General features: G+C 60.5%; 18 protein-coding genes. 5 read left to right on the forward strand and 13 right to left on the reverse strand.

Annotated elements, in window-relative coordinates:
- Positions 1–59: 59 nt before the first annotated feature.
- From FPL22_RS00095 to FPL22_RS00125, 7 genes are all read right to left on the reverse strand, one after another.
- Entirely contained in the window at positions 60–431 is a 372-nt protein-coding gene (locus FPL22_RS00095; RefSeq protein ID WP_144228088.1) for a cytochrome C oxidase subunit IV family protein, read from the reverse strand.
- Between the two features lie 10 nt (positions 432–441).
- The gene (locus FPL22_RS00100; protein ID WP_144228089.1) at positions 442–1,290 is read right to left on the reverse strand and encodes a cytochrome c oxidase subunit 3; all 849 of its coding nucleotides are present in this window, start codon (positions 1,288–1,290) and stop codon (positions 442–444) included.
- A 72-nt stretch (positions 1,291–1,362) separates the two neighbouring features.
- Positions 1,363–3,279 (reverse strand): cytochrome c oxidase subunit I, encoded by a 1,917-nt coding sequence (gene ctaD, locus FPL22_RS00105; RefSeq protein ID WP_144228090.1) that lies wholly within the window; start codon positions 3,277–3,279, stop codon positions 1,363–1,365.
- Between the two features lie 36 nt (positions 3,280–3,315).
- On the reverse strand, positions 3,316–4,545 hold the full coding sequence (gene coxB, locus FPL22_RS00110) for a cytochrome c oxidase subunit II (protein WP_238991260.1): 1,230 nt from the start codon (positions 4,543–4,545) through the stop codon (positions 3,316–3,318).
- A 227-nt stretch (positions 4,546–4,772) separates the two neighbouring features.
- A complete protein-coding gene (locus FPL22_RS00115) occupies positions 4,773–5,228 on the reverse strand; it encodes a DUF420 domain-containing protein (RefSeq protein ID WP_144228092.1) in 456 nt (151 codons plus the stop codon).
- A 28-nt stretch (positions 5,229–5,256) separates the two neighbouring features.
- The gene (gene cyoE, locus FPL22_RS00120; protein WP_144228093.1) at positions 5,257–6,162 is read right to left on the reverse strand and encodes a heme o synthase; all 906 of its coding nucleotides are present in this window, start codon (positions 6,160–6,162) and stop codon (positions 5,257–5,259) included.
- Positions 6,159–7,157, reverse strand: coding sequence for a COX15/CtaA family protein (locus FPL22_RS00125; protein ID WP_238991261.1), 999 nt, complete (start codon positions 7,155–7,157; stop codon positions 6,159–6,161). Before FPL22_RS00125 ends, cyoE begins: the two co-directional genes overlap by 4 nt.
- A gap of 98 nt (positions 7,158–7,255) precedes the next feature.
- Here FPL22_RS00125 and FPL22_RS00130 point away from each other — a divergent pair, with 98 nt between their 5' ends.
- Together FPL22_RS00130 and FPL22_RS00135 are read left to right on the forward strand one after the other, a co-directional pair.
- Positions 7,256–8,173: an SCO family protein gene (locus FPL22_RS00130; protein ID WP_238991262.1), complete on the forward strand. Its 918-nt coding sequence runs from the start codon at positions 7,256–7,258 to the stop codon at positions 8,171–8,173.
- Positions 8,170–9,060 carry a hypothetical protein gene (locus FPL22_RS00135; protein WP_238991263.1) on the forward strand — a complete coding sequence of 297 codons (891 nt, stop codon included), beginning with the start codon at positions 8,170–8,172 and terminating at the stop codon, positions 9,058–9,060. The genes FPL22_RS00130 and FPL22_RS00135 overlap by 4 nt, the downstream gene beginning before the upstream one ends.
- A 76-nt stretch (positions 9,061–9,136) precedes the next feature.
- Here FPL22_RS00135 and FPL22_RS00140 read toward each other — a convergent pair whose 3' ends face one another.
- The 5 genes from FPL22_RS00140 to FPL22_RS00160 form a co-directional block, all read right to left on the reverse strand.
- Positions 9,137–9,598, reverse strand: a complete 462-nt coding sequence (locus tag FPL22_RS00140; RefSeq protein ID WP_144228096.1) for a cytochrome c oxidase assembly factor Coa1 family protein — start codon at positions 9,596–9,598, stop codon at positions 9,137–9,139.
- Positions 9,599–9,630: 32 nt separating this feature from the next.
- Positions 9,631–10,401 carry an AMP nucleosidase gene (locus tag FPL22_RS00145; RefSeq protein WP_144228097.1) on the reverse strand — a complete coding sequence of 257 codons (771 nt, stop codon included), beginning with the start codon at positions 10,399–10,401 and terminating at the stop codon, positions 9,631–9,633.
- 81 nt (positions 10,402–10,482) lie between these two features.
- Positions 10,483–11,379 (reverse strand): lipoyl synthase, encoded by an 897-nt coding sequence (gene lipA / locus FPL22_RS00150; protein ID WP_144228098.1) that lies wholly within the window; start codon positions 11,377–11,379, stop codon positions 10,483–10,485.
- A complete protein-coding gene (lipB, locus tag FPL22_RS00155; protein ID WP_144228099.1) occupies positions 11,363–12,052 on the reverse strand; it encodes a lipoyl(octanoyl) transferase LipB in 690 nt (229 codons plus the stop codon). Before lipB ends, lipA begins: the two co-directional genes overlap by 17 nt.
- Before the next feature lie 49 nt (positions 12,053–12,101).
- Positions 12,102–13,361 carry an MgtC/SapB family protein gene (locus FPL22_RS00160; protein ID WP_238991378.1) on the reverse strand — a complete coding sequence of 420 codons (1,260 nt, stop codon included), beginning with the start codon at positions 13,359–13,361 and terminating at the stop codon, positions 12,102–12,104.
- A gap of 158 nt (positions 13,362–13,519) precedes the next feature.
- Here FPL22_RS00160 and lysS point away from each other — a divergent pair, with 158 nt between their 5' ends.
- On the forward strand, positions 13,520–15,001 hold the full coding sequence (gene lysS / locus FPL22_RS00165; RefSeq protein ID WP_144228100.1) for a lysine--tRNA ligase: 1,482 nt from the start codon (positions 13,520–13,522) through the stop codon (positions 14,999–15,001).
- A gap of 138 nt (positions 15,002–15,139) precedes the next feature.
- Here the strand turns inward: lysS and FPL22_RS00170 are convergent, their stop codons facing one another.
- Positions 15,140–15,649 (reverse strand): hypothetical protein, encoded by a 510-nt coding sequence (locus FPL22_RS00170; protein WP_144228101.1) that lies wholly within the window; start codon positions 15,647–15,649, stop codon positions 15,140–15,142.
- A 155-nt stretch (positions 15,650–15,804) separates the two neighbouring features.
- Here FPL22_RS00170 and FPL22_RS00175 point away from each other — a divergent pair, with 155 nt between their 5' ends.
- The gene (locus FPL22_RS00175) at positions 15,805–17,040 is read left to right on the forward strand and encodes an ABC transporter permease (RefSeq protein WP_144228102.1); all 1,236 of its coding nucleotides are present in this window, start codon (positions 15,805–15,807) and stop codon (positions 17,038–17,040) included.
- Positions 17,033–17,689: an ABC transporter ATP-binding protein gene (locus tag FPL22_RS00180; protein WP_144228103.1), complete on the forward strand. Its 657-nt coding sequence runs from the start codon at positions 17,033–17,035 to the stop codon at positions 17,687–17,689. Before FPL22_RS00175 ends, FPL22_RS00180 begins: the two co-directional genes overlap by 8 nt.
- Positions 17,690–17,698: the final 9 nt, after the last annotated feature.

The raw sequence follows: 17,698 nt of genomic DNA on the forward strand, positions 1-17,698 counted from the left end.
ATGCGGGCGCAAAAAAAGGCGGCTCGGGGAAACGAGCCGCCTTCGGATGGAGCGCGCGGTTATTGGGCGGCGGCGCGTTCGGCGTAGATTTCCTGGGCTTTGAGCGGGATGCTGTCCTTGGCGGAGAAGATCGCGATCAGGGCGCCGACGGTGCCGCCGGCGAGCACGAGGCCGATGAAAAACAGAATCGTGCAGAACAATTTGTCCCACTTCAGGTGCATGAAGATGAAGATCACCAGCATGAACTTCACGAGGGAGAGGACGACGAGGCTCGTGACGATGAGCCACTTGGCGAGCGGGATGTAGATCAGCACGATCTCAACGCCAGTGATGACGGCGAGAATCATGGCGAGCTGCACGAAGATGTGGAATTTGCTTTCCTCGTGGTGGCCGTGATCGGCCGGGGCGACGGTATGGGTGGAGGCGCTCATGGAATGTAGATCAGAGATATTCGAGCAGGTAGACGGCCGTGAAGATCACGATCCAGACGATGTCAACGAAGTGCCAGTAAAGGCCCATGCCCTCGACATCGATGGCGTTGGCTTCGCCGAACTCGACCGGTTTGGAGGAGCGGGCGAAGAAGTAGAGGGCGACAAAACTGGCGGCGGCGGCGAGCAGGGCGATGAGCTCGTGGTGAACAAAGGCGGAGACGGCCGTGGCGGTGGCGCCGTATTCGTGGATGGCGTGGACGCCACCGAGGACGGCTTTGATCGAGGCAACGGTGATGATACCGAAGACCGCCAGGTGGGCTATGGATTTGAGGATCCACGGGCTGCCGTCGGCGGGCTTGAAGGTGCGGATATACATGAGCACGAGCCAGAGAACACCGATGGCAACGTGACAGCCGTGGGTGCCGGTGAGCGTGTAGAACGTCGAGCCGAACATGCTGCTGGAGAGCGTGAGGCCCTTCTCATGGACGAAGTGGCTGAACTCATACACCTGGCACAGCAGGAAGATCAGACCGAAGACGATCGTGCCGAGGAGCATCTTGCGCGTGGCGGGGACGTGACCCTTTTGGCAGGCGTTGACCGCGAGCGCCATAAGGAGCGACGACATGAGCAGGATGAACGTCGAGAACGACGTGAGCTCGAGGGAGAACAGGCCGAGGATGTCGGGCTGGTTCGGCGTCTCGTGGAGACGGTAGATCAGGTGCGTCGAAATGAGCGCGCCGAAGAACATGCAGTCCGACGCGAGGAACGCCCACATGAAGAGTTTCTTGTTAGGAATACCCGTCGTCGTGGTGTGATCGTGGTGGTGGTCGATGGCCCCGGAGGCCGCGTGATTGCTCATTGCTGAGGGAAAAGTTGAGAGCTGAGAGTTGAGGGCTGAGAGATCGGATGCGGTGAAGCGGGTCCGGGTGGCTCAGTGTTTCTTGTGATCGTTTTTGTGATCGAGGTGGATGTGGTAGCCACCGGGGCCTTCGGCGGCCCAGAGGTAAACACCGAGGAACATGATCACGCCGCCGGCGATGGCGCCGATCATGATGTGGTTCACGAAGAAGAGGGCGCCGATGAACAGACCGACGGCGGCCACGAGCGGGAACCACGACTGGCTGGGCATGTGGATGCCGCCATGAGCTTCGTCTTCCTTGGCGTGCGCAGCTTTCTCCGCAGCGATCTCGGCCTGGTGGTTTTTCTCATACCAGTAGGCGTCACGGGCGTGCACGGTGGGCGTGACGTCGAAGTTGTGCTCGGGCGGGGGCGTGGAAGGAACGGCCCATTCCAGCGTGCGGGCATCCCACGTATCGGGGTTGGTCTTCTCACCTTTGAAGTAGGTGTAGATCATCACGCCGAAATAAATCGCGACGCCGATACCGAGGATGAAGGCGCCGACGGTGGCGATGAGGTTGGCGTCGTTCCAGCCCATGTTGCCATCATATACGGCGGTGCGGCGGGGCATGCCGTTCAGACCGAGGAAGTGCATCGGGAAGAACGTGGTGTTGAAGCCGACGAAAATGACCCAGAAGGACGTTTTGCCCCAGAACTCGGAGACCTTGCGGCCGAAGATGAGCGGGAACCAGTAGTGGATACCGGCGAGGAGCGCGAAGATCGAACCGCCGATGAGCACGTAGTGGAAGTGGGCGACGACGAAGTAGCTGTCCTGCTGCTGGGCGTCGGCCGGAGCGGCGGAGTGCATCACGCCGGAGAAACCGCCCATCATGAACATCCACATGAAGCCGAGTGCGAACAGCATCGGGGTGCGCATCTGGATGTGACCGCCCCAGATGGTGCCGATCCAGTTGAACATCTTGACGCCCGTGGGGACGGCGATGGCCATGGTCATGAGGGAGAACGCGGCGGTGGCGACGGTGCCCATGCCGGTGGTGAACATATGGTGGGACCACACGCCGAAACCGAGGAAGCCGATGGTCGCGCCGGAGAACACGATGATCGGGTAACCGAACAGGGGCTTCTTAGAGAAGGTCGGGAGGATTTCCGAGACGATGCCCATCGCCGGGAGGATCAAAATGTAAACCTCGGGGTGACCGAAGATCCAGAAAAGGTGCTGCCAGAGAATGGGCAGACCGCCGTTGGAAACATCGAAGAAGGAAGTGCCGAAGGAGCGGTCCATCATGAGCTCGACCAAGGCGATGGTGATCGCGGGGAAGGAGAGGATGATGAGGAAGGCGGTGACGAGCGTCATCCAGGTGAACACCGGCAGGCGCATCATGGTCATGCCGGGCGCGCGCATATTGATGATCGTGACGATGAAGTTCAGCGAGCCGACGACCGAGGAGACACCGAGGATCTGCAGGCCCATGACCCAGAGGTCGGTGGACATGTCGGTGGCGAATTGGTTGGAGTAGGCCTTCGAAGTGAGCGGGGCGTAGCCGAACCAGCCGGAGTCGGGCGCGCCGGATTTCACGAACCAGCCGATGTTGAGGATGATCGCGCCGGCGAGGAAGACCCAGAAGGCGAAGCCATTGAGTCGCGGGAAGGCGACGTCACGCGCGCCGATCTGGAGCGGCATCATGTAATTAAAGAACGCCGCCGAGAGGGGCATGACCGCGAGGAAGATCATCGTGGTCGCGTGCATCGTGAACAGCTCGTTGTAGAGCTGGTGCGAGATGAACGTGTTGTTCGGGATCGCGAGCTGCACGCGGATGAGCAGCGCCTCGAAACCTCCGACGAGGAAGAAGAACAAGGCGGACATGCCGTAAAGCAGGCCGATCTTCTTGTGGTCGACGGTGGTGAGCCAGCTGACGATGCCGGTCTTGGCAGTCGGGCGGGTGAGGAGCCAGGAGCGTTTCTCCGTGGCGGTGGTATCGTGGGCGGACATGGTGGCGGTCAGATAGGTCGGAAAGTGGCGGGAAAATTACTTGAGGCTGTGCAGGTAGGCGACGAGGGCGCGGGCCTCGGCGTCGTTCACCGTGATGTGTTCCTTGACGGTGGCACCGGTAGCTTTGTCGATCTCCAGGTAGCCGGTCATGATGGAAGGACCGGTGGGGACGCCGACATACATCTTGTTGCCGGGTTTGACCTCGTTCGGGTGGGCGATCCAGCGGTGAAGATTGGCCTTGGTGTTTTCCAAGAGACCGGCGGCAACGGTGGTGCGGGCGCCGAGGTGAGTGAGGTCGGGAGCGGTGGTGCCCACGCCTTCATGACCGCGGACAGTGTGGCAGCCGGCGCAGGACTTTTCCTGGAAGAGCTTGCGACCTTGGGCGATGAGAACGGGGTCTTCGCCGGCCTCGATCTTCTGCTGGTTCTGCCAGGCGACAAACGGGGCGCTGTCAAATTCCTTGGAGTAACCGGGGGCGTTGCGGCCGGGGTTCGAGAATTCGTAGGGGGCTGCGACGGGACCGTCGAGTTTGGCGTCGGCGGCGACGGTGCGGGCGGCGGACTTCTGGTGGGCAAGCCAGGCGGCGAAATCGGTTTCGTTGAGGGCGATCACGCGGAAACGCATGACAGCATGGGATTCGCCGCAATACTCGGCGCACTGGCCCCAGAAGTAGCCGGGCTGGTCGGCCTGCAACCAAAGGTGGTTGCCGCGGTTCGGCATCATATCGACCTTGCCGGCGAGTTTCGGAACCCAGAAGGCGTGGATGACGTCGGCGGTGCGGAGGTTGACGCGCACGGGACGGCCGGCGGGGATGATGAGTTCGTTGGCGGTGACGAGGTTGCCCGCGCCGTCGATCTGCTCCTTCGGGTATTCAAACTTGAACCACCACTGGAGACCGGTCGCGGTGACCTCGTAGGCGGTTTCCTTTTGGTCGGCGGGGACATCGTAGGTATACCAGATGGCCTTGAGCGTGGGGACGGCGATGAAGACGAGGGCGAGAACGGAGAGACCGATCAAGCTGAGTTCGATGAGAGGGTTGCCATGGCCCTGGTGAGGGATGGCGGCCTTGGGATCATCGGTCTTGCGGGCGCGGAACTTCAACATGGCGTAGGCCATGATGGCGGCGACGATGACGAAGGTGATGCCGGTGACCCAGAGCGTGACGTAGAAAACGTCGAGCTGCGACTTGGCCACGGGACCGTGGGTATCGAAGGTCGATTGGGGGCCGGTGAGCCAGTTGAACCAACCGCCCAGGAATAAAGGCATGGCAGCTACGGCCGCGCAGGAAAGGGCGCGGGGTTTAATCAGGTGGGAAAGAGACGGTAAGGTCATTTGTCCGAAAAGGCGGATAAGCCCGCTGGTCAAGCGGGTGGATAGGAGGAGAATAAGCGGTGAGAGCGTCGGGAAGCGGAGAGTCATTTCAAGCCATAAACGTCGGTGGGCGACGGCATAAGCACGGCGTGTGGCTTTAGTAGCGCAGGTGAAGGTCGTTTTCAGCGGGCGGAGGGCCACCACTGATAGAGGAAAAAATAAACCAGCACGCCGGTGATGCTCACGTAATACCAGATGGGAAACACCACGCGCGCCCAGGCTTTGTGGCGGATAAAATCGCCTTTGATAGCGAGCGAGAAGGTCTTGGGCACGAGGTAGGCGATGCTGATCGCGAGGATGACGTGGGTGATCAGCATCACATAATAAACGAGAGCGATGCCGCCGGTGCCGCCGAATTTGGTGTGAACCGCTTCGCCGGCGCCGGCGGCCATGCCCTTGAGGATCTTATGCGCGACATAGCCCACGAGGAACACGGCCGAGACGCCGCCGGCCGAGAGCATGCAGGCTCGATGGGCGGTTTTATTGCCCGATTTGATAAAAATGAACCCCGCCGTCATTAAGACGGTGGCGAGCGCGTTGAGCGCGGCGTTGAGGGGCGGGATGTCGTTAAGGGTCACGGGCGGTGGTCAGGTCGGATAGGTCGGGTCAATTGAAGATAAAGCGGTCCGCCACCAAGGCTCCGAGTTGGAGGGGCAGCCAGCCGATGGTCATAAAAAAGAGGGAGCGCGCGGTCTTGTCGCGGTTCGCAGGACGCAGGAACGCCGCTGCCTTGGCCAGAAACCAGAGCCCCAGTAATACGGTCACGATCGTATAATAGATGCTCGCGAGCTCGAGCCACTGCGGCAGCAGACACACGATGACGAGGGCGACGGCGTTGACGAAGGACCAGCGGGCGACCTTGCCGCCTTCGCCATCGCGCACGGGCAACATCGGGAAGTTCACCGAGCCGTAGTCTTTGCGGTAGGTCCAGGCGATGGCCATGAAGTGCGGAATCTGCCAGAGGAAGAGAATGGCGAACAAGATCCAGCCGAGCGCGGTCACGCCGCCGGTCGCCGCCGACCAGCCGATGAGCGGAGGAAATGCGCCGGCGATCGCGCCTATTTCCGTGGACCAGCGCGACCAGCGCTTCGACGGCGTGTAGATGGCCAGATAGGAAACAATGGTCAGCAACGCGAAGAACGCCGCCGAGCCATGCATATAAGTGAACAACGTGCCGAGTCCGCCCGCGCACAGGCCGATGCCGATGATGAACGCGGAGCCCGTGGCGACTTTGCCCGAGGGAATGGGCCGGTCGGCGGTGCGCGGCATGACGGCGTCGGTGTCGCTTTCCATCCACTGGTTGAGCGCGGCGACGCCACCGGCGCACGCGCACGTGCCGATGACCAGCGCCCAGAATTCCACCGGATGCCAGCCCGGCCGCGCCGCCGCGTAGCCGACCAGCGTGGTGAGGACCGAGAGAATGCTCAGCCGCGGTTTGGTGAGTTCGAGGTAATCACCGAAACGGGCCTTCGGCGTGACGGTGGCGGATTCCAGCGTGGCGTCGGTGGTCATGCGGCGAGGGGCGTTGAGGCGGTGCGTTCGATCACGTTGCGATGCGCCCACCACGTGACGGTGAAAACCGTCGCGAGGATCAACGCGCCGCCGATCACATGCGCCGTCGTGTAATACGGATTGCGGTAGGTGAGCACCGTGACGGCGCCGAGCACGATCTGCCCCGTGAGCAACGCCACGATCAGGCCGGCGGCATATTTAAAACCGCGACCGGCGGCGGGTGATTTCCAGAGCAAAATCGCCAGCCAGCAGAGCACGACGGTGAGCACGACCGCCATGCCGCGATGGGCGAAGTGAATCGCCACGCGGAAATCCCACATCGACGGAATAAGTCCGCCGTCGGGCGTGAGCGGAAAGGTCGGGATCGCGAGGCCGGCGTTGTTGTGACGCATCACCGCGGCGACGATCAACTGCACGAAGACCAGCAGGGTCGCGACCGATGAGAGAAAACGAATTTTGCAACCGATGTCGGGGCGCGTTGCGGCGGGGGCCGTGGTGGCTTCGATCCAGCCGCGCGAAAGGCCCGCGGCGATCGCGAAGAGCACGCACACATAAACCTGCGCGAGGATGCCGTGCGGAATGCGCAGCATCTGGCCGAGCGACATTTCGAAACCGGGCACCGCGATGGAATCCAGCAGCACGCGTTTGCCGCCGAGGATGCCTTGCACGATCACGATCGCGAGGGCGGTCCAGCCGAGTTTGCGCAACCAGCTGCGGTCTTCGCGCAGTTGCAACCACACGACGAGGCCGATGGCGAACAGGCCCATGACCATGCCAAAGAGACGGTGCGAATGCTCGGCGAATTTATCGATCTCGGTGAGCCAGCCCTCGGGATTGATCGAGCCGTTGGACAACGGCCAGTCGGGGAAGGCCATGCCGGCGTGAATACTGGTGGTGAACGCGCCGAGGGTGACGACGCCGAACACCCACGCGGCGCCCAGCGCGGCGAACCACGCGAGCGCAGGCTTGTAGGATGAGGTGCGGGAAGTGGTCATGGTCGAAGTCATCAGCACGCGTTGTGGCGCACGGAAGCTGATTCACTACTCTCCTCAAAGCCTTTGACAATTTTTTCCTCGGGGGAATCCGTAGGTATATGGTTTCTTCCCTGTCGCGCCCGCTCGTCCTAATGACGGTTCTCTCGCTTTGCGTTTTACTCCCTGCCTGCAAGCCCGGTGCTTCCGCTTCGAAATCCGACGCCACCGATGTCGCCAACTCGAAACGCCATCCGCTTACGGGTGAGATTATCAAGGCCGACGTCGAGCGTCTCACCTTGCTGGTCAAGCACGACGAGATCCCCGGATTCATGGCGCCGATGACCATGGAGTTTTCCGTGACAGCCGGCGACGTCGCCAACGCCCGCGAAGGCCAGCGCATCCGCGCGGAACTTGTTGTGCGCGAGGATGGGGAGTTTGCCCTCGAAAAAATCTGGACGATCAACCCCGTCGCCGACGCCCAAGTCGGCGCGGCCGGCGGTGCGCTGCGCCAGGACACCTCGATTCGCGGACGCCGCGCTTATCGCGAAGTGGGGGAGAACCTGCCTGATTTCGCGCTCTATGACCAGACGGGCAAGGTCGTTTCGGCCGCCAGGTTTCGCGGGAAGCAGGTCATGTTGAATTTCATTTTCACGCGCTGCCAAGTCGCGCAGATGTGCCCGCTCGCCACCGCCAACATGATGGTCGCGCAACGCAAAGCGAAAGAAGCCGGCGTGGCGGACATCGAGTTTGTATCGATCACGCTCGACCCCGAATACGACACGCCGGGTGTGTTGCTCACCTACGCGAAACAGCGCGGCATCGATACGACCAACTTCTCGTTCCTCACCGGGCCCGAAGGCGCCATTAAAGATTTGCTCACGCAGTTTGGTGTGCTGGCCGATTTCGATGGCAGCATCCTCAAGCACACTGTTTCGACGCTGCTCATTGATGCGCAGGGCAAAATCATCTGGCGCACCGATGGCAGCCAGTGGTCGCCCGAAGAGTTCGTGAAGAAAATGAAAAAATCCACCCCGTGAGCAGACAACGTTTACAGATCGTGTTACTGACCGTGGGAGCGATTGCGGTCTATGTGGGGTTTCGGGCGCTGCCGACCGGCACGAATCTCCACCAGGTGGATTTCGATACGCGCGGCAAGGGCATGGTTGAACTGTGCGATCCGTCGAATCCGCAATTTGTCGCCGTCACCACCGCGCGTTCACCGGTGACGATGACGTTGCAGGGCGAACTTCCCGCCGTGCCCGGACGTGAATCGAAGCTCACGCTTACGCTCGTCACGATGACGGGAAAAGCGGTGGGGCCGGCCGACGTGCTCGTGCAGCATACGCGCAAACTGCATCTGCTCGTGGTCGATCCGACGTTGCGCGATTACCAGCACATTCATCCCGAGCCGGCCGCGAAAGATGGCGACTGGTCGTTCTCGTTCACGCCGCGTCTCGCGGGAACCTACCGGGTGTTTGCCGACTTCGTGCCGGTGCCGACTGCGCGCAGTCTGTATGCCGGCGCGGATCTGCCGGTGACGGGTGAGGTTGCCGTCAACATGAACATCCTTTCGTGGGATGCCGAGGTGGAAGGCTATCAGTTCAAGCTCACGCCGGCCGCGCCGATTCATGCCGGAAAAGTGGCTGATCTCACATTCACGGTGACCCGTCCGGATGGTGGCGTTGTGCCGATGGAACCGGTGATGGATGCTTACGCGCACTTGGTGGCGTTTGATCAAGGGCACAGTGGTTTCGCGCATTTGCATCCGAACGAGATTTCGCTGACGCCGCCTCCGGATGAGAAGCATCCGAAGCTCACGTTCAAAATCACAATTCCGAATCCCGGCGTGTATGTGATCTGGGCGCAGGTGAAACTGGCCGGTCGCGAGGTGTTCGCGCCCTTCTGGTTCGAAGTGGCGCCGTGATTAATAACTGCGGTTGAATGCGCGGTGAAATTGTCCGTAACAAAACACCGGAGCGGCTCTTGAAGCTCCGACCAACCTACCTTTCCAACGGTTGGTCTAGTTTGGGTTTTTCCGGATCGGAAAGATCGATGCGCTGATCGGAGTCGTGAAGGACGACAATGATCTGGGTGAAATGCCACTGGCCGCGCGAGCGGTCGGCGATCACGTAGGCGGTGCCTTTGCTCCGGTTGCCTTTTACGCCGATCTGGAGATCAGCGTGTCCGGCTGAGTTGTTGAGGTGGATGCTGCCCGTGAAAAGCAGGTTGTCGGTGATGGGCGAACCGAGCGCTTCGATGGCGGTAGGCGAAGTTTGAATACGGGTGAGCGCGCCCTGGTAGGCATCCGAGCTTTTGAAAAGCCCCAGCAGCATGAACCCGAAACCACAGAGCGCGAGGATGCCGAACAGGATGATTGCCGGAATGAGCCAGAGCAGATTGCGATCAAACCAATCCTTCTGTCGGGGCGGCCGGGGAGGCAGCGGAAGTGGCGGGGTTTGCACGATAAAAATCCGTCCGGTCGTCCACGCCTCGGTTAGAACCGCAGGTGCTTCACGGTGAGGCCCTGATTGATCAGCTGTTTCAGCGAATCGATGCCGATCTTGAGGTGGTCATCGACGTAAACTTTGTCCACGGCGAGGTCGCTCTCGGCTGTTTTGACTCCGTCGGGAACCATCGGCTGGTCGCTCACGAGCAAGAGCGCGCCGGTGGGGGTTTCGTTGAAAAAGCCCGTCATGAAAATCGTGGCGGTCTCCATGTCGATGGCCATGGCGTGGATTTTCTTCAGGTATTTTTTGAACTCGGCGTCGTGTTCCCACACGCGGCGATTCGTGGTGTAAACGGTGCCCGTCCAGTAATCGCGGGCGTAGTCGCGGATGGTCGTCGAGATGGCTTTCTGCAGCGCGAACGACGGGAGCGCGGGAACCTCGGGAGGGAAATAATCGTTACTCGTGCCCTCGCCGCGAATGGCCGCGATCGGGAGGATCAAATCGCCGACCTCGGCGCGGTGTTTGATGCCACCGCATTTGCCGAGGAAAAGCACGGCCTTGGGTTTGATGGCACTGAGCAGGTCCATCACGGTGGCGGCGGTGGCGCTGCCCATGCCGAAGTTGATGATGGTGATGCGGCCGGCGGTCGCGCTGCTCATGGGCTTGTCGAGGCCCTGAACTTTCACGCGATTCCATTTCGCGAACTGCTTCACGTAATGCTGGAAATTCGTGAGGAGGATGTAGTCGCCAAACTTGTCGATGGGCACGCCGGTGTAGCGGGGCAACCAGTTCTCGACGATTTCGCGACGGGTCTTCATGGCCCGAAGTTAAGCACGTTGAATACCGAAGGGCACGGAGAAAACCGGAACCGTGCGGTTAATCCATCTGAGGCCGGGGTATCAGACCTCGGCGAGCGCGTTCACCGTGTTGAGGTGCTCGACTCCGGTGTATTTCTGGGACTGTTCGTCGGCGTGGTAGCTGGAGCGGATCATGGCACCGCTCTCGATGACGCCGATGCCGAGACCGAGACCGAATTCTTTCCAGCGGATGAATTCGTCTGGGTGCACCCAGCGGGCGACGGGCCAGTGCTGCGGGGTGGGCTGGAGGTATTGGCCGATGGTGACGATGTCGGTCTTGTCGGCCGCGATGTCGCGGAGGGTTTGCTCGATCTCCTCTTCGCGCTCGCCGAGACCGAGCATGATGCCGGTCTTGGTAGTGAAACCACGGGACTTGGCGTGCTGGAGAATGGAGCGCGAGCGGTCGTAGCGGGCCTGGACGCGGACGGGTTTTTGGAGGCGTTCGACGGTCTCGAGGTTGTGATTAAAAATGTCGGGCTTGGCGTCGAGGACGAGGTCGAGGAGGGCGGTGTTGCCCTTCCAGTCGGGGGTGAGGACCTCGATGGCGGTCGTGGGGTTGGCATGGCGGACGGCGCGGATGGTGGCGGCCCAGACGGAGGCGCCTCCGTCTTTCAACTCGTCGCGGGCGACGGAGGTGATGACGCAGTGCTTGAGATTCATCTTGGCCACGGCGTCGGCGACGCGGGCGGGCTCGCCGAGGTCGAGTTCGGTGGGGCGGCCGGTCTGGATCGCGCAAAAGTTGCAGGAGCGCGTGCAGATGTTGCCGAGGATCATCACGGTGGCGGTGCCGCGGGACCAGCATTCGCCGAGGTTGGGGCACTGCGCGCTCTGGCAGACGGTGTGGAGCTTGTGGTCGTCCACGAGCTTGCGCACGGCCTGGTAGCCGGGGCCGCTGGGCAGTTTGGCACGGAGCCAGGAAGGTTTACGCGTGGTGTCCATCGGAGGGAGCAAGGAACTTGGGTAACAGCTCGCGGAACTCAATCGCGAGCACGTTTTTCACGGCGGCCATATCCAGTTCGCGGCCTAATTCGGCCTGTAATGAAGTAACGGTGCCCTCGGTCGCGCTGATGCCGCAGGGGACGATGCCTTGGAAATGAGCGAGGTTGGCGTTCACGTTGAGGGCGAAGCCGTGGTAGGCGACCCAGCGGCGGATGGCGACGCCGATGGCGGCGACTTTGCGAGTGCCGACCCAGATGCCGGTCTTGCCCTCGCGGCGCGTGGCGGTGAGGCCGAAGGTGCCGACGGTGTTGATCATGACCTGTTCGAGGAGGCGCAGGTATTCGTGAAGGTCTTTATGTGGGGAGAGGTCGATGATCGGGTAGCCGACGATCTGGCCGGGGCCGTGGTAGGTGATGTCGCCGCCGCGGTTGGTTTTGACGACCTCGATGCCTTCGCGGGCGAGGTGTTCGGGATCCCACACGAGGTTATCCGCAGCGCCGCTGCGGAGGCCGACCGAGTAAACGGGTTCGTGTTCAGTGAAAACGAGGGTGTCGCCGATCTCGCGGGCGATGCGTTGCGCGACGAGAGCGTCTTGGGCTTTCCATGCGGCCTCGTAACGCGTGCGGCCCCAGTCGAGGACGGAGACGGGCGGTGTGGTCGTGAGAGAGGGCATGGGCGGAAGCCCCAAAGGAAGACACGGATGCAGCCGGCGCGCAATCGCCTTAGACGAAAAGCAGCGTGGCTGCGCCGGTTGCGGCGGTGAGGCCGAGAATGAGGGCGACCTGTGTTTTGAGGGCGGGCGAACCAAGACCGACCGCGAGCGCGGCTTTCAGAAGAGAGTTTGCGGCGGTTGCGATGATGACGGCCTTGGCGGCGAGCGACATGTCCAGCTCGCCGGCGTGTTGTCCGTCGGCCATCGAAAGCGAAATCGCTATCGTGTCGGTGAGGCCTGAGATGAAACTCAGCGGCAAGACGCCAGCCTGCCAGTCGAGCGCGGTCGCGGCTTTCACGAGGAAGGCCACCGCTGCGTAAAGCGCCGCGAACTTGATCGCGGTGAAAAGGCTCAGAGGGTTTTTCAGCGCGGGCGGTTCGCTGAGTTTATGCTTCGTGCGTTTCTGGAAACAATAATACCAGATCGCGTAGAGTCCGGCAGGCAATGCGGTCACCAGAAACGCGGGCACCAGTTTCCAGGCGAGTTGCGGATTCACGAGTCCGACCAAAATCACCACGCGCGGCAACATCACGGTGGAGGCGATGATCACCGCCAGCGCATATTCTGAGGACAACCGCGGCTGCGACTTGCTGCATTTGCTGAATGAAAGCGTGAGCGCGGTGCTGGAGGCCAGGCCGCCCAGCAAACTCGTTACCAAAATTCCCGCGCGCGAACCCAGCAGCCGCATCGCGACGTAGCCGCCGAAACCGAGTCCGGAAATCAATACGACCATCATCCAGGTCGAAAAGGGATTAAATCCGCCAAACGGTCCGTAGTCCTTGTCCGGCACCAAGGGCAGAATCACGCCGGTGATCGCGACGAATTGAAGCGTTCCGCGAATGTCCGCGGGGGTGAAGGCTTTGGTCCATTCGTGGATCGGTTGCTTGAGTCCGATCAACACCATCGTCAGCGCGCCGACAACGATCGCGACCTGCAGTTGATCCCATGCGACCAGCGCGCCGATGAACAAAGTGAGCAACGACGCGGCAAACGACGTGCTGCCCGGGCCGTTGGCTTGAGCCGTGTTCCAACCGGCTGCGATGAGGTGCGCGGCCACCGCCACGATCACCAAGGGAAACGCCAGCGGCAAAAAGTCACGGGACACTTCCGCCGAGATGCACCCGAGGATCGCCCAGAGCGTGTGCGTGCGCACGCCGCCGAAATCAGGCTTATTCTCTTTTTCAACCTGTTCGCTCCATTGGCGGATTAAACCGATTAACGCGCCAAGGCCGGCGCTGGCAAAAATGGGGCCGATAAGATCAGGCAGCACGGAATTCAAGATGAACCGGCTCTCGCTCGCGGCAAGTTCTTCCCCTGAGAAGACATCCGGTTTGCCTTATCAAGGAAATCCCCGATGAGCCGGCTTGGGGTGATCAGGGTTTTTGCATTTGCGCAGGTCTGCGGGGCGGGCCACGGTTTCCGATTCCCATGAGCGAGACTCCTTCGACTGATATTTCCCACGACCAACATGCGGTGCGCCGCGGCAAGTTGGCTGATATGCGTGCCGCCGGTTTCGATCCATTTCGCGCCAATGTCGCGACCACGCATTTCTCGCAGGACGCCAAGGCTCTCTATGTCGAGGGACAGGACAACGTCACGACCGTGACCGTCGCGGGACGCTTGGTGACATTCCGCGTGCAGGGCGGCAGCTCGTTTGTGAAGATTCAGGATCAACAGGGCATCATCCAACTTTACTTCCGCAAGGACGTGCTCGGCGAAGAGCGTTATCTGTTTTTCAAGAAGGGCCTCGATCTCGGCGACATTCTTGGTGTGACCGGCACGCTCTTCCTCACAAAGACCGGCGAAATCACCGTGCGCGTGGATGCTTTCACGCTCGTGTCGAAGGCACTGCGCCCGCTGCCGGATAACTGGAACGGTCTGACCGATTCCGAGCAGATTTACCGTCAGCGTTACCTCGATCTCATCGTCAACACCGAGTCGCGCAACCGCCTGATGACTCGCTCGAAGATCGTGTCGCACATCCGTCGTTTCCTCGAAGACCGCCAGTTCCTCGAAGTCGAGACGCCGGTGTTGCAGGCGGTCGCCGGCGGCGCGGCGGCGCGTCCGTTCCAGACGCATCACAACACGCTCAACACGGACTTCGTGCTGCGCATCTCGCTCGAACTTTATCTGAAGCGCATGCTCGTCGGCGGTTATGACCGCGTGTTCGAAATCGGTCGCAACTTCCGCAACGAAGGTGTTTCGCGCCGCCACAATCCCGAGTTCACCATGCTCGAGGTTTACCAGGCTTACAGTGACTATCGCGGCATGATGACGCTGGTGCAGGACTTGTTGCGCTCGCTGTGCGACAACGTGCTCAAGACCTCACAGATCACGCACGCGGCCAGCGGCGAGGTGATCGACTTCGGCGGCCAGTGGCGCGAGGTGAAGTATAAGGATCTCATCATTGAGAAGACCGGCGACGCCGATTGGTTCAGCCGCAGCAAGGAAGAGAAGGTTGCCGGCGTGCAAAAGCTCGGCCTCTACGCAGATCCGAAGTGGGAAGAGTTCGAACTCACCAACGAAATTTTCGGCAAGCTGATCGAACCGAAGCTGATTCAGCCGACGTTCGTCACGCATCTGCCCAAGGAGCTGTGCCCGCTCGCGAAGATCACCGAGAACGATTCGTCCACGATCGATGTGTTCGAGTTGATCATCGGCGGCATGGAAGTGGCGCCTGCTTATTCCGAGCAGAACGATCCTGATGTGCAGCGCGCGATGTTTGAGGCGCAGGCCGGTGGCGAGCAGCAGAACATCGACCAGGATTTCCTGCTCGCGCTCGAGCACGGCATGCCGCCCGCAGGTGGCATGGGCATCGGCATCGACCGCCTGTGTATTTTGCTCACGGGCGCGGAGAGCATCCGTGACGTGATTCTTTATCCGCAGCTGCGTCCGTCGGAAGCGAAGTAATGTAACCGCGGAAGACCCGACGTCTGTCAGGGCGAGCGGGTCTGTAAGGCCGGTCTTGAACTGAATCGCAACACAGCCAGACAGACATAAAAAAAGCGCACCGGTGAAGGTGCGCTTTTTATAAAGGAGGGATTAAAATTACGGTTGGCTGCTGGGGCTTTGCCGAACCGTATTATCGGGCATGTCTTGAGCAGGAGTGCTGGTTTGGGACGCTTGTTCGCCTTCCTCTTCAGTAATATCTTTCTCGAGAGGGCCATCGATATCTGCGTTATAGGTTTTTTTCTGAAATTCAGTATTATCGGAGACGATCGATTGATTGATCTTTGAGATTTCAGCTGCAATGAGACCGCTCTTCTTGACAATTTTAGTAACCCTTAACGCGAGTTGATTTGCGGCGATTTTGCTGGGAGGGGTGGCCGCTAGTTTACTGATTCCCGTTTTGTAATATGTCGCGGATTCTTTAGGCTCAAGTTTAGCGAGCTTGGTAACGATGCTACTTATTTTGTTGGGGCCCGAGTTTTTTGGCAGCTCACTCAGCTCATCTCTAAGTCTTTCAAAGTTCTTCACCTTAGTAGGCAAGGAAGCAAAACTGGCCGTGGTGAAGAAAGCGCTGACTGCGATCAAAATCAGGAAGGATAGTTTTTTCATCGATATCGGTAGATTTATTCAGGCTATCTTATCGTCAAGCCTTGACTGGCCATCCAAGGGCAGCGGTCACGGCCCGTTATCAAGGTTGTCGTTAAGCATGGTTTCTTGTCTTGCGCGATGACCGGCCGGGAAACTTGATCCCTGCGACTAACGACATGCCTTGGTATCTCTATCTCGCCTTGAAGCAGCTCTTCCCGACCGGGAAACGATTGTCGTTTTTCACGGCGATCTCGATCCTCGGTGTGGCGCTGGGCGTGGCGACCTTGGTTGTGACGAACAGCGTGATGGGCGGTTTCGGCTACGAAATCCGCCGCATGATCATTGATACCCAGGGCGATGTGCAGATTCGAGCCCGTGAGCTCATCGGTCAATCGGGGCCTGTCCTCGCCACGGTTTCCAAAGTCCCCGGCGTCGTTGGAGTGACGCCGTTTGCCGAGGGCGTGGGCATGCTCGAATACGGGCGCAAGCAGGCGTTCCCCGCGATCATGGGCGTCGATGTAAACCGCGTGAACGACGTGATTCCGCTCAACCGGTTCATCCGCGTCGGCTCGCTGGACGAACTGGATGACGACACCGTGATTCTCAGTTCGCAGCTCGCTTACACGCTTGGTGTGCAAATCGGCGGCAAGGTCACGATCTCGTCGCCCTTGCTCCTTGAGCGCCTGAAAAAGGACGAAGTGTTTCTGCCCCGCGAACTCGTGATCGTGGGCATCTTCGAGATCGGCCACCAGCAGCTCGACAGCAACACCGTCCTCGTGACGCTCCGCCGCATGCAGGATCTCTACGGCCTCGGCGAAGCGGTTCATGGTATTAACATCAAGATCGCCGACGGCCTCGATGCCGACCTGATGGCTAAACGCATCAACGCCGCGTTGCCCAAGCAGCCCGAGATGGTCGCCCGCTCATGGATGGATGCCAATGCGGAGTTCCTCTTCGTGCTCCAAATGGAGAAGCACCTCGTCTCGATTCTGCTGCTCTTCATCATCCTCGTGGCCTCGTTCTCGATCACGAGCTCGCTGCTCACGACGGTCGTCCGCAAGACTCGCGAGATCGGCTTGCTCGGGGCGTTGGGCGCGCGTCCACGTGAGATCGCCGCGTGTTTTTGCGTGCAAGGTTTCTTTATCGGCGTGCTCGGCACCGCGTGCGGACTCGTCGCGGGTTTCGTTTTCCTGAATCAACGTAACAACATTCTGGAGTTGTTCACGAAACTCACCGGCAGCCAGGAAACGCTGGAGCGCTTTTATCAGTTCAGCAAAGTTCCCGCTCACATCGAATCATCCGATCTCGTGGTGATCATTGTGGGAACGGTCGTGATTGCGACGCTGGCCGGTATTTTCCCCGCCTGGCGCGCGTCGCGTCTCAAACCTGTGGAGGCCTTGCGCAATGAGTGACATTATTCTTTCGGCCTCCGGCCTGCATAAAACCTACCTCAGCGGCGAACGCCGTCTGGAGGTGCTGCGCGACGTCACGCTCTCGGTGAATGACGGCGAGAGCGTATCGATCCGCGGTGAATCCGGCTCCGGCAAATCGACACTGCTTCATCTCCTCGCGGGCTTGGACGCGCCCGATCAGGGCGAGGTGCGCTGGGCCGGTTCGACAGACACCGGTGCCAGCCGTCGCGTCGCGTTTCTCGGCATGGTGTTCCAGTCGTTCTATCTCATTCCCGAGCTCGATGCGCAGGGCAACGTGCTCATGGCGGCCCGTATGCTCGGCAAAGTCGGCGCTGCCGAAAAGAAGCGCGCGCAAGACCTGCTCGCCCGCGTTGGCCTGGCGGATCGCGCGCATCATCTGCCGTCGCAGCTCTCCGGCGGCGAGCGCCAGCGCGTAGCCGTGGCGCGCGCCTTGATGAACTCTCCGCGACTGATCCTCGCCGATGAACCCACGGGTAATCTCGACGAGAAGACCGGTGACTCGATCATCGACCTGTTGCTCGGCTTGTGCGCCGAACAACGCATCGCGCTCGTTCTGGTGACCCACAATGCAGTCCACGCCGCCCGCGCCTCGCGCACGGTTTTTATGCGCGACGGCGTGCTGCAATAATCCTGTTTT

Origin of the sequence: Rariglobus hedericola, from assembly GCF_007559335.1 — a bacterium.
Taxonomy (GTDB): domain Bacteria; phylum Verrucomicrobiota; class Verrucomicrobiia; order Opitutales; family Opitutaceae; genus Rariglobus; species Rariglobus hedericola.

What these genes read in the sequence shown, in the direction of transcription:
- coxB (WP_238991260.1), bottom strand. Translation starts at nt 4,545, where the DNA reads ATGCCTTTATTCCTGGGCGGTTGGTTCAACTGGCTCACCGGCCCCCAA.
- lipB (WP_144228099.1), bottom strand. Translation starts at nt 12,052, where the DNA reads ATGCCCTCTCTCACGACCACACCGCCCGTCTCCGTCCTCGACTGGGGC.
- lysS (WP_144228100.1), top strand. Translation starts at nt 13,520, where the DNA reads ATGAGCGAGACTCCTTCGACTGATATTTCCCACGACCAACATGCGGTG.
- FPL22_RS00130 (WP_238991262.1), top strand. Translation starts at nt 7,256, where the DNA reads ATGGTTTCTTCCCTGTCGCGCCCGCTCGTCCTAATGACGGTTCTCTCG.
- FPL22_RS00125 (WP_238991261.1), bottom strand. Translation starts at nt 7,157, where the DNA reads ATGACCACTTCCCGCACCTCATCCTACAAGCCTGCGCTCGCGTGGTTC.
- FPL22_RS00095 (WP_144228088.1), bottom strand. Translation starts at nt 431, where the DNA reads ATGAGCGCCTCCACCCATACCGTCGCCCCGGCCGATCACGGCCACCAC.
- FPL22_RS00175 (WP_144228102.1), top strand. Translation starts at nt 15,805, where the DNA reads ATGCCTTGGTATCTCTATCTCGCCTTGAAGCAGCTCTTCCCGACCGGG.
- lipA (WP_144228098.1), bottom strand. Translation starts at nt 11,379, where the DNA reads ATGGACACCACGCGTAAACCTTCCTGGCTCCGTGCCAAACTGCCCAGC.
- cyoE (WP_144228093.1), bottom strand. Translation starts at nt 6,162, where the DNA reads ATGACCACCGACGCCACGCTGGAATCCGCCACCGTCACGCCGAAGGCC.
- FPL22_RS00180 (WP_144228103.1), top strand. Translation starts at nt 17,033, where the DNA reads ATGAGTGACATTATTCTTTCGGCCTCCGGCCTGCATAAAACCTACCTC.
- ctaD (WP_144228090.1), bottom strand. Translation starts at nt 3,279, where the DNA reads ATGTCCGCCCACGATACCACCGCCACGGAGAAACGCTCCTGGCTCCTC.
- FPL22_RS00145 (WP_144228097.1), bottom strand. Translation starts at nt 10,401, where the DNA reads ATGAAGACCCGTCGCGAAATCGTCGAGAACTGGTTGCCCCGCTACACC.
- FPL22_RS00170 (WP_144228101.1), bottom strand. Translation starts at nt 15,649, where the DNA reads ATGAAAAAACTATCCTTCCTGATTTTGATCGCAGTCAGCGCTTTCTTC.
- FPL22_RS00100 (WP_144228089.1), bottom strand. Translation starts at nt 1,290, where the DNA reads ATGAGCAATCACGCGGCCTCCGGGGCCATCGACCACCACCACGATCAC.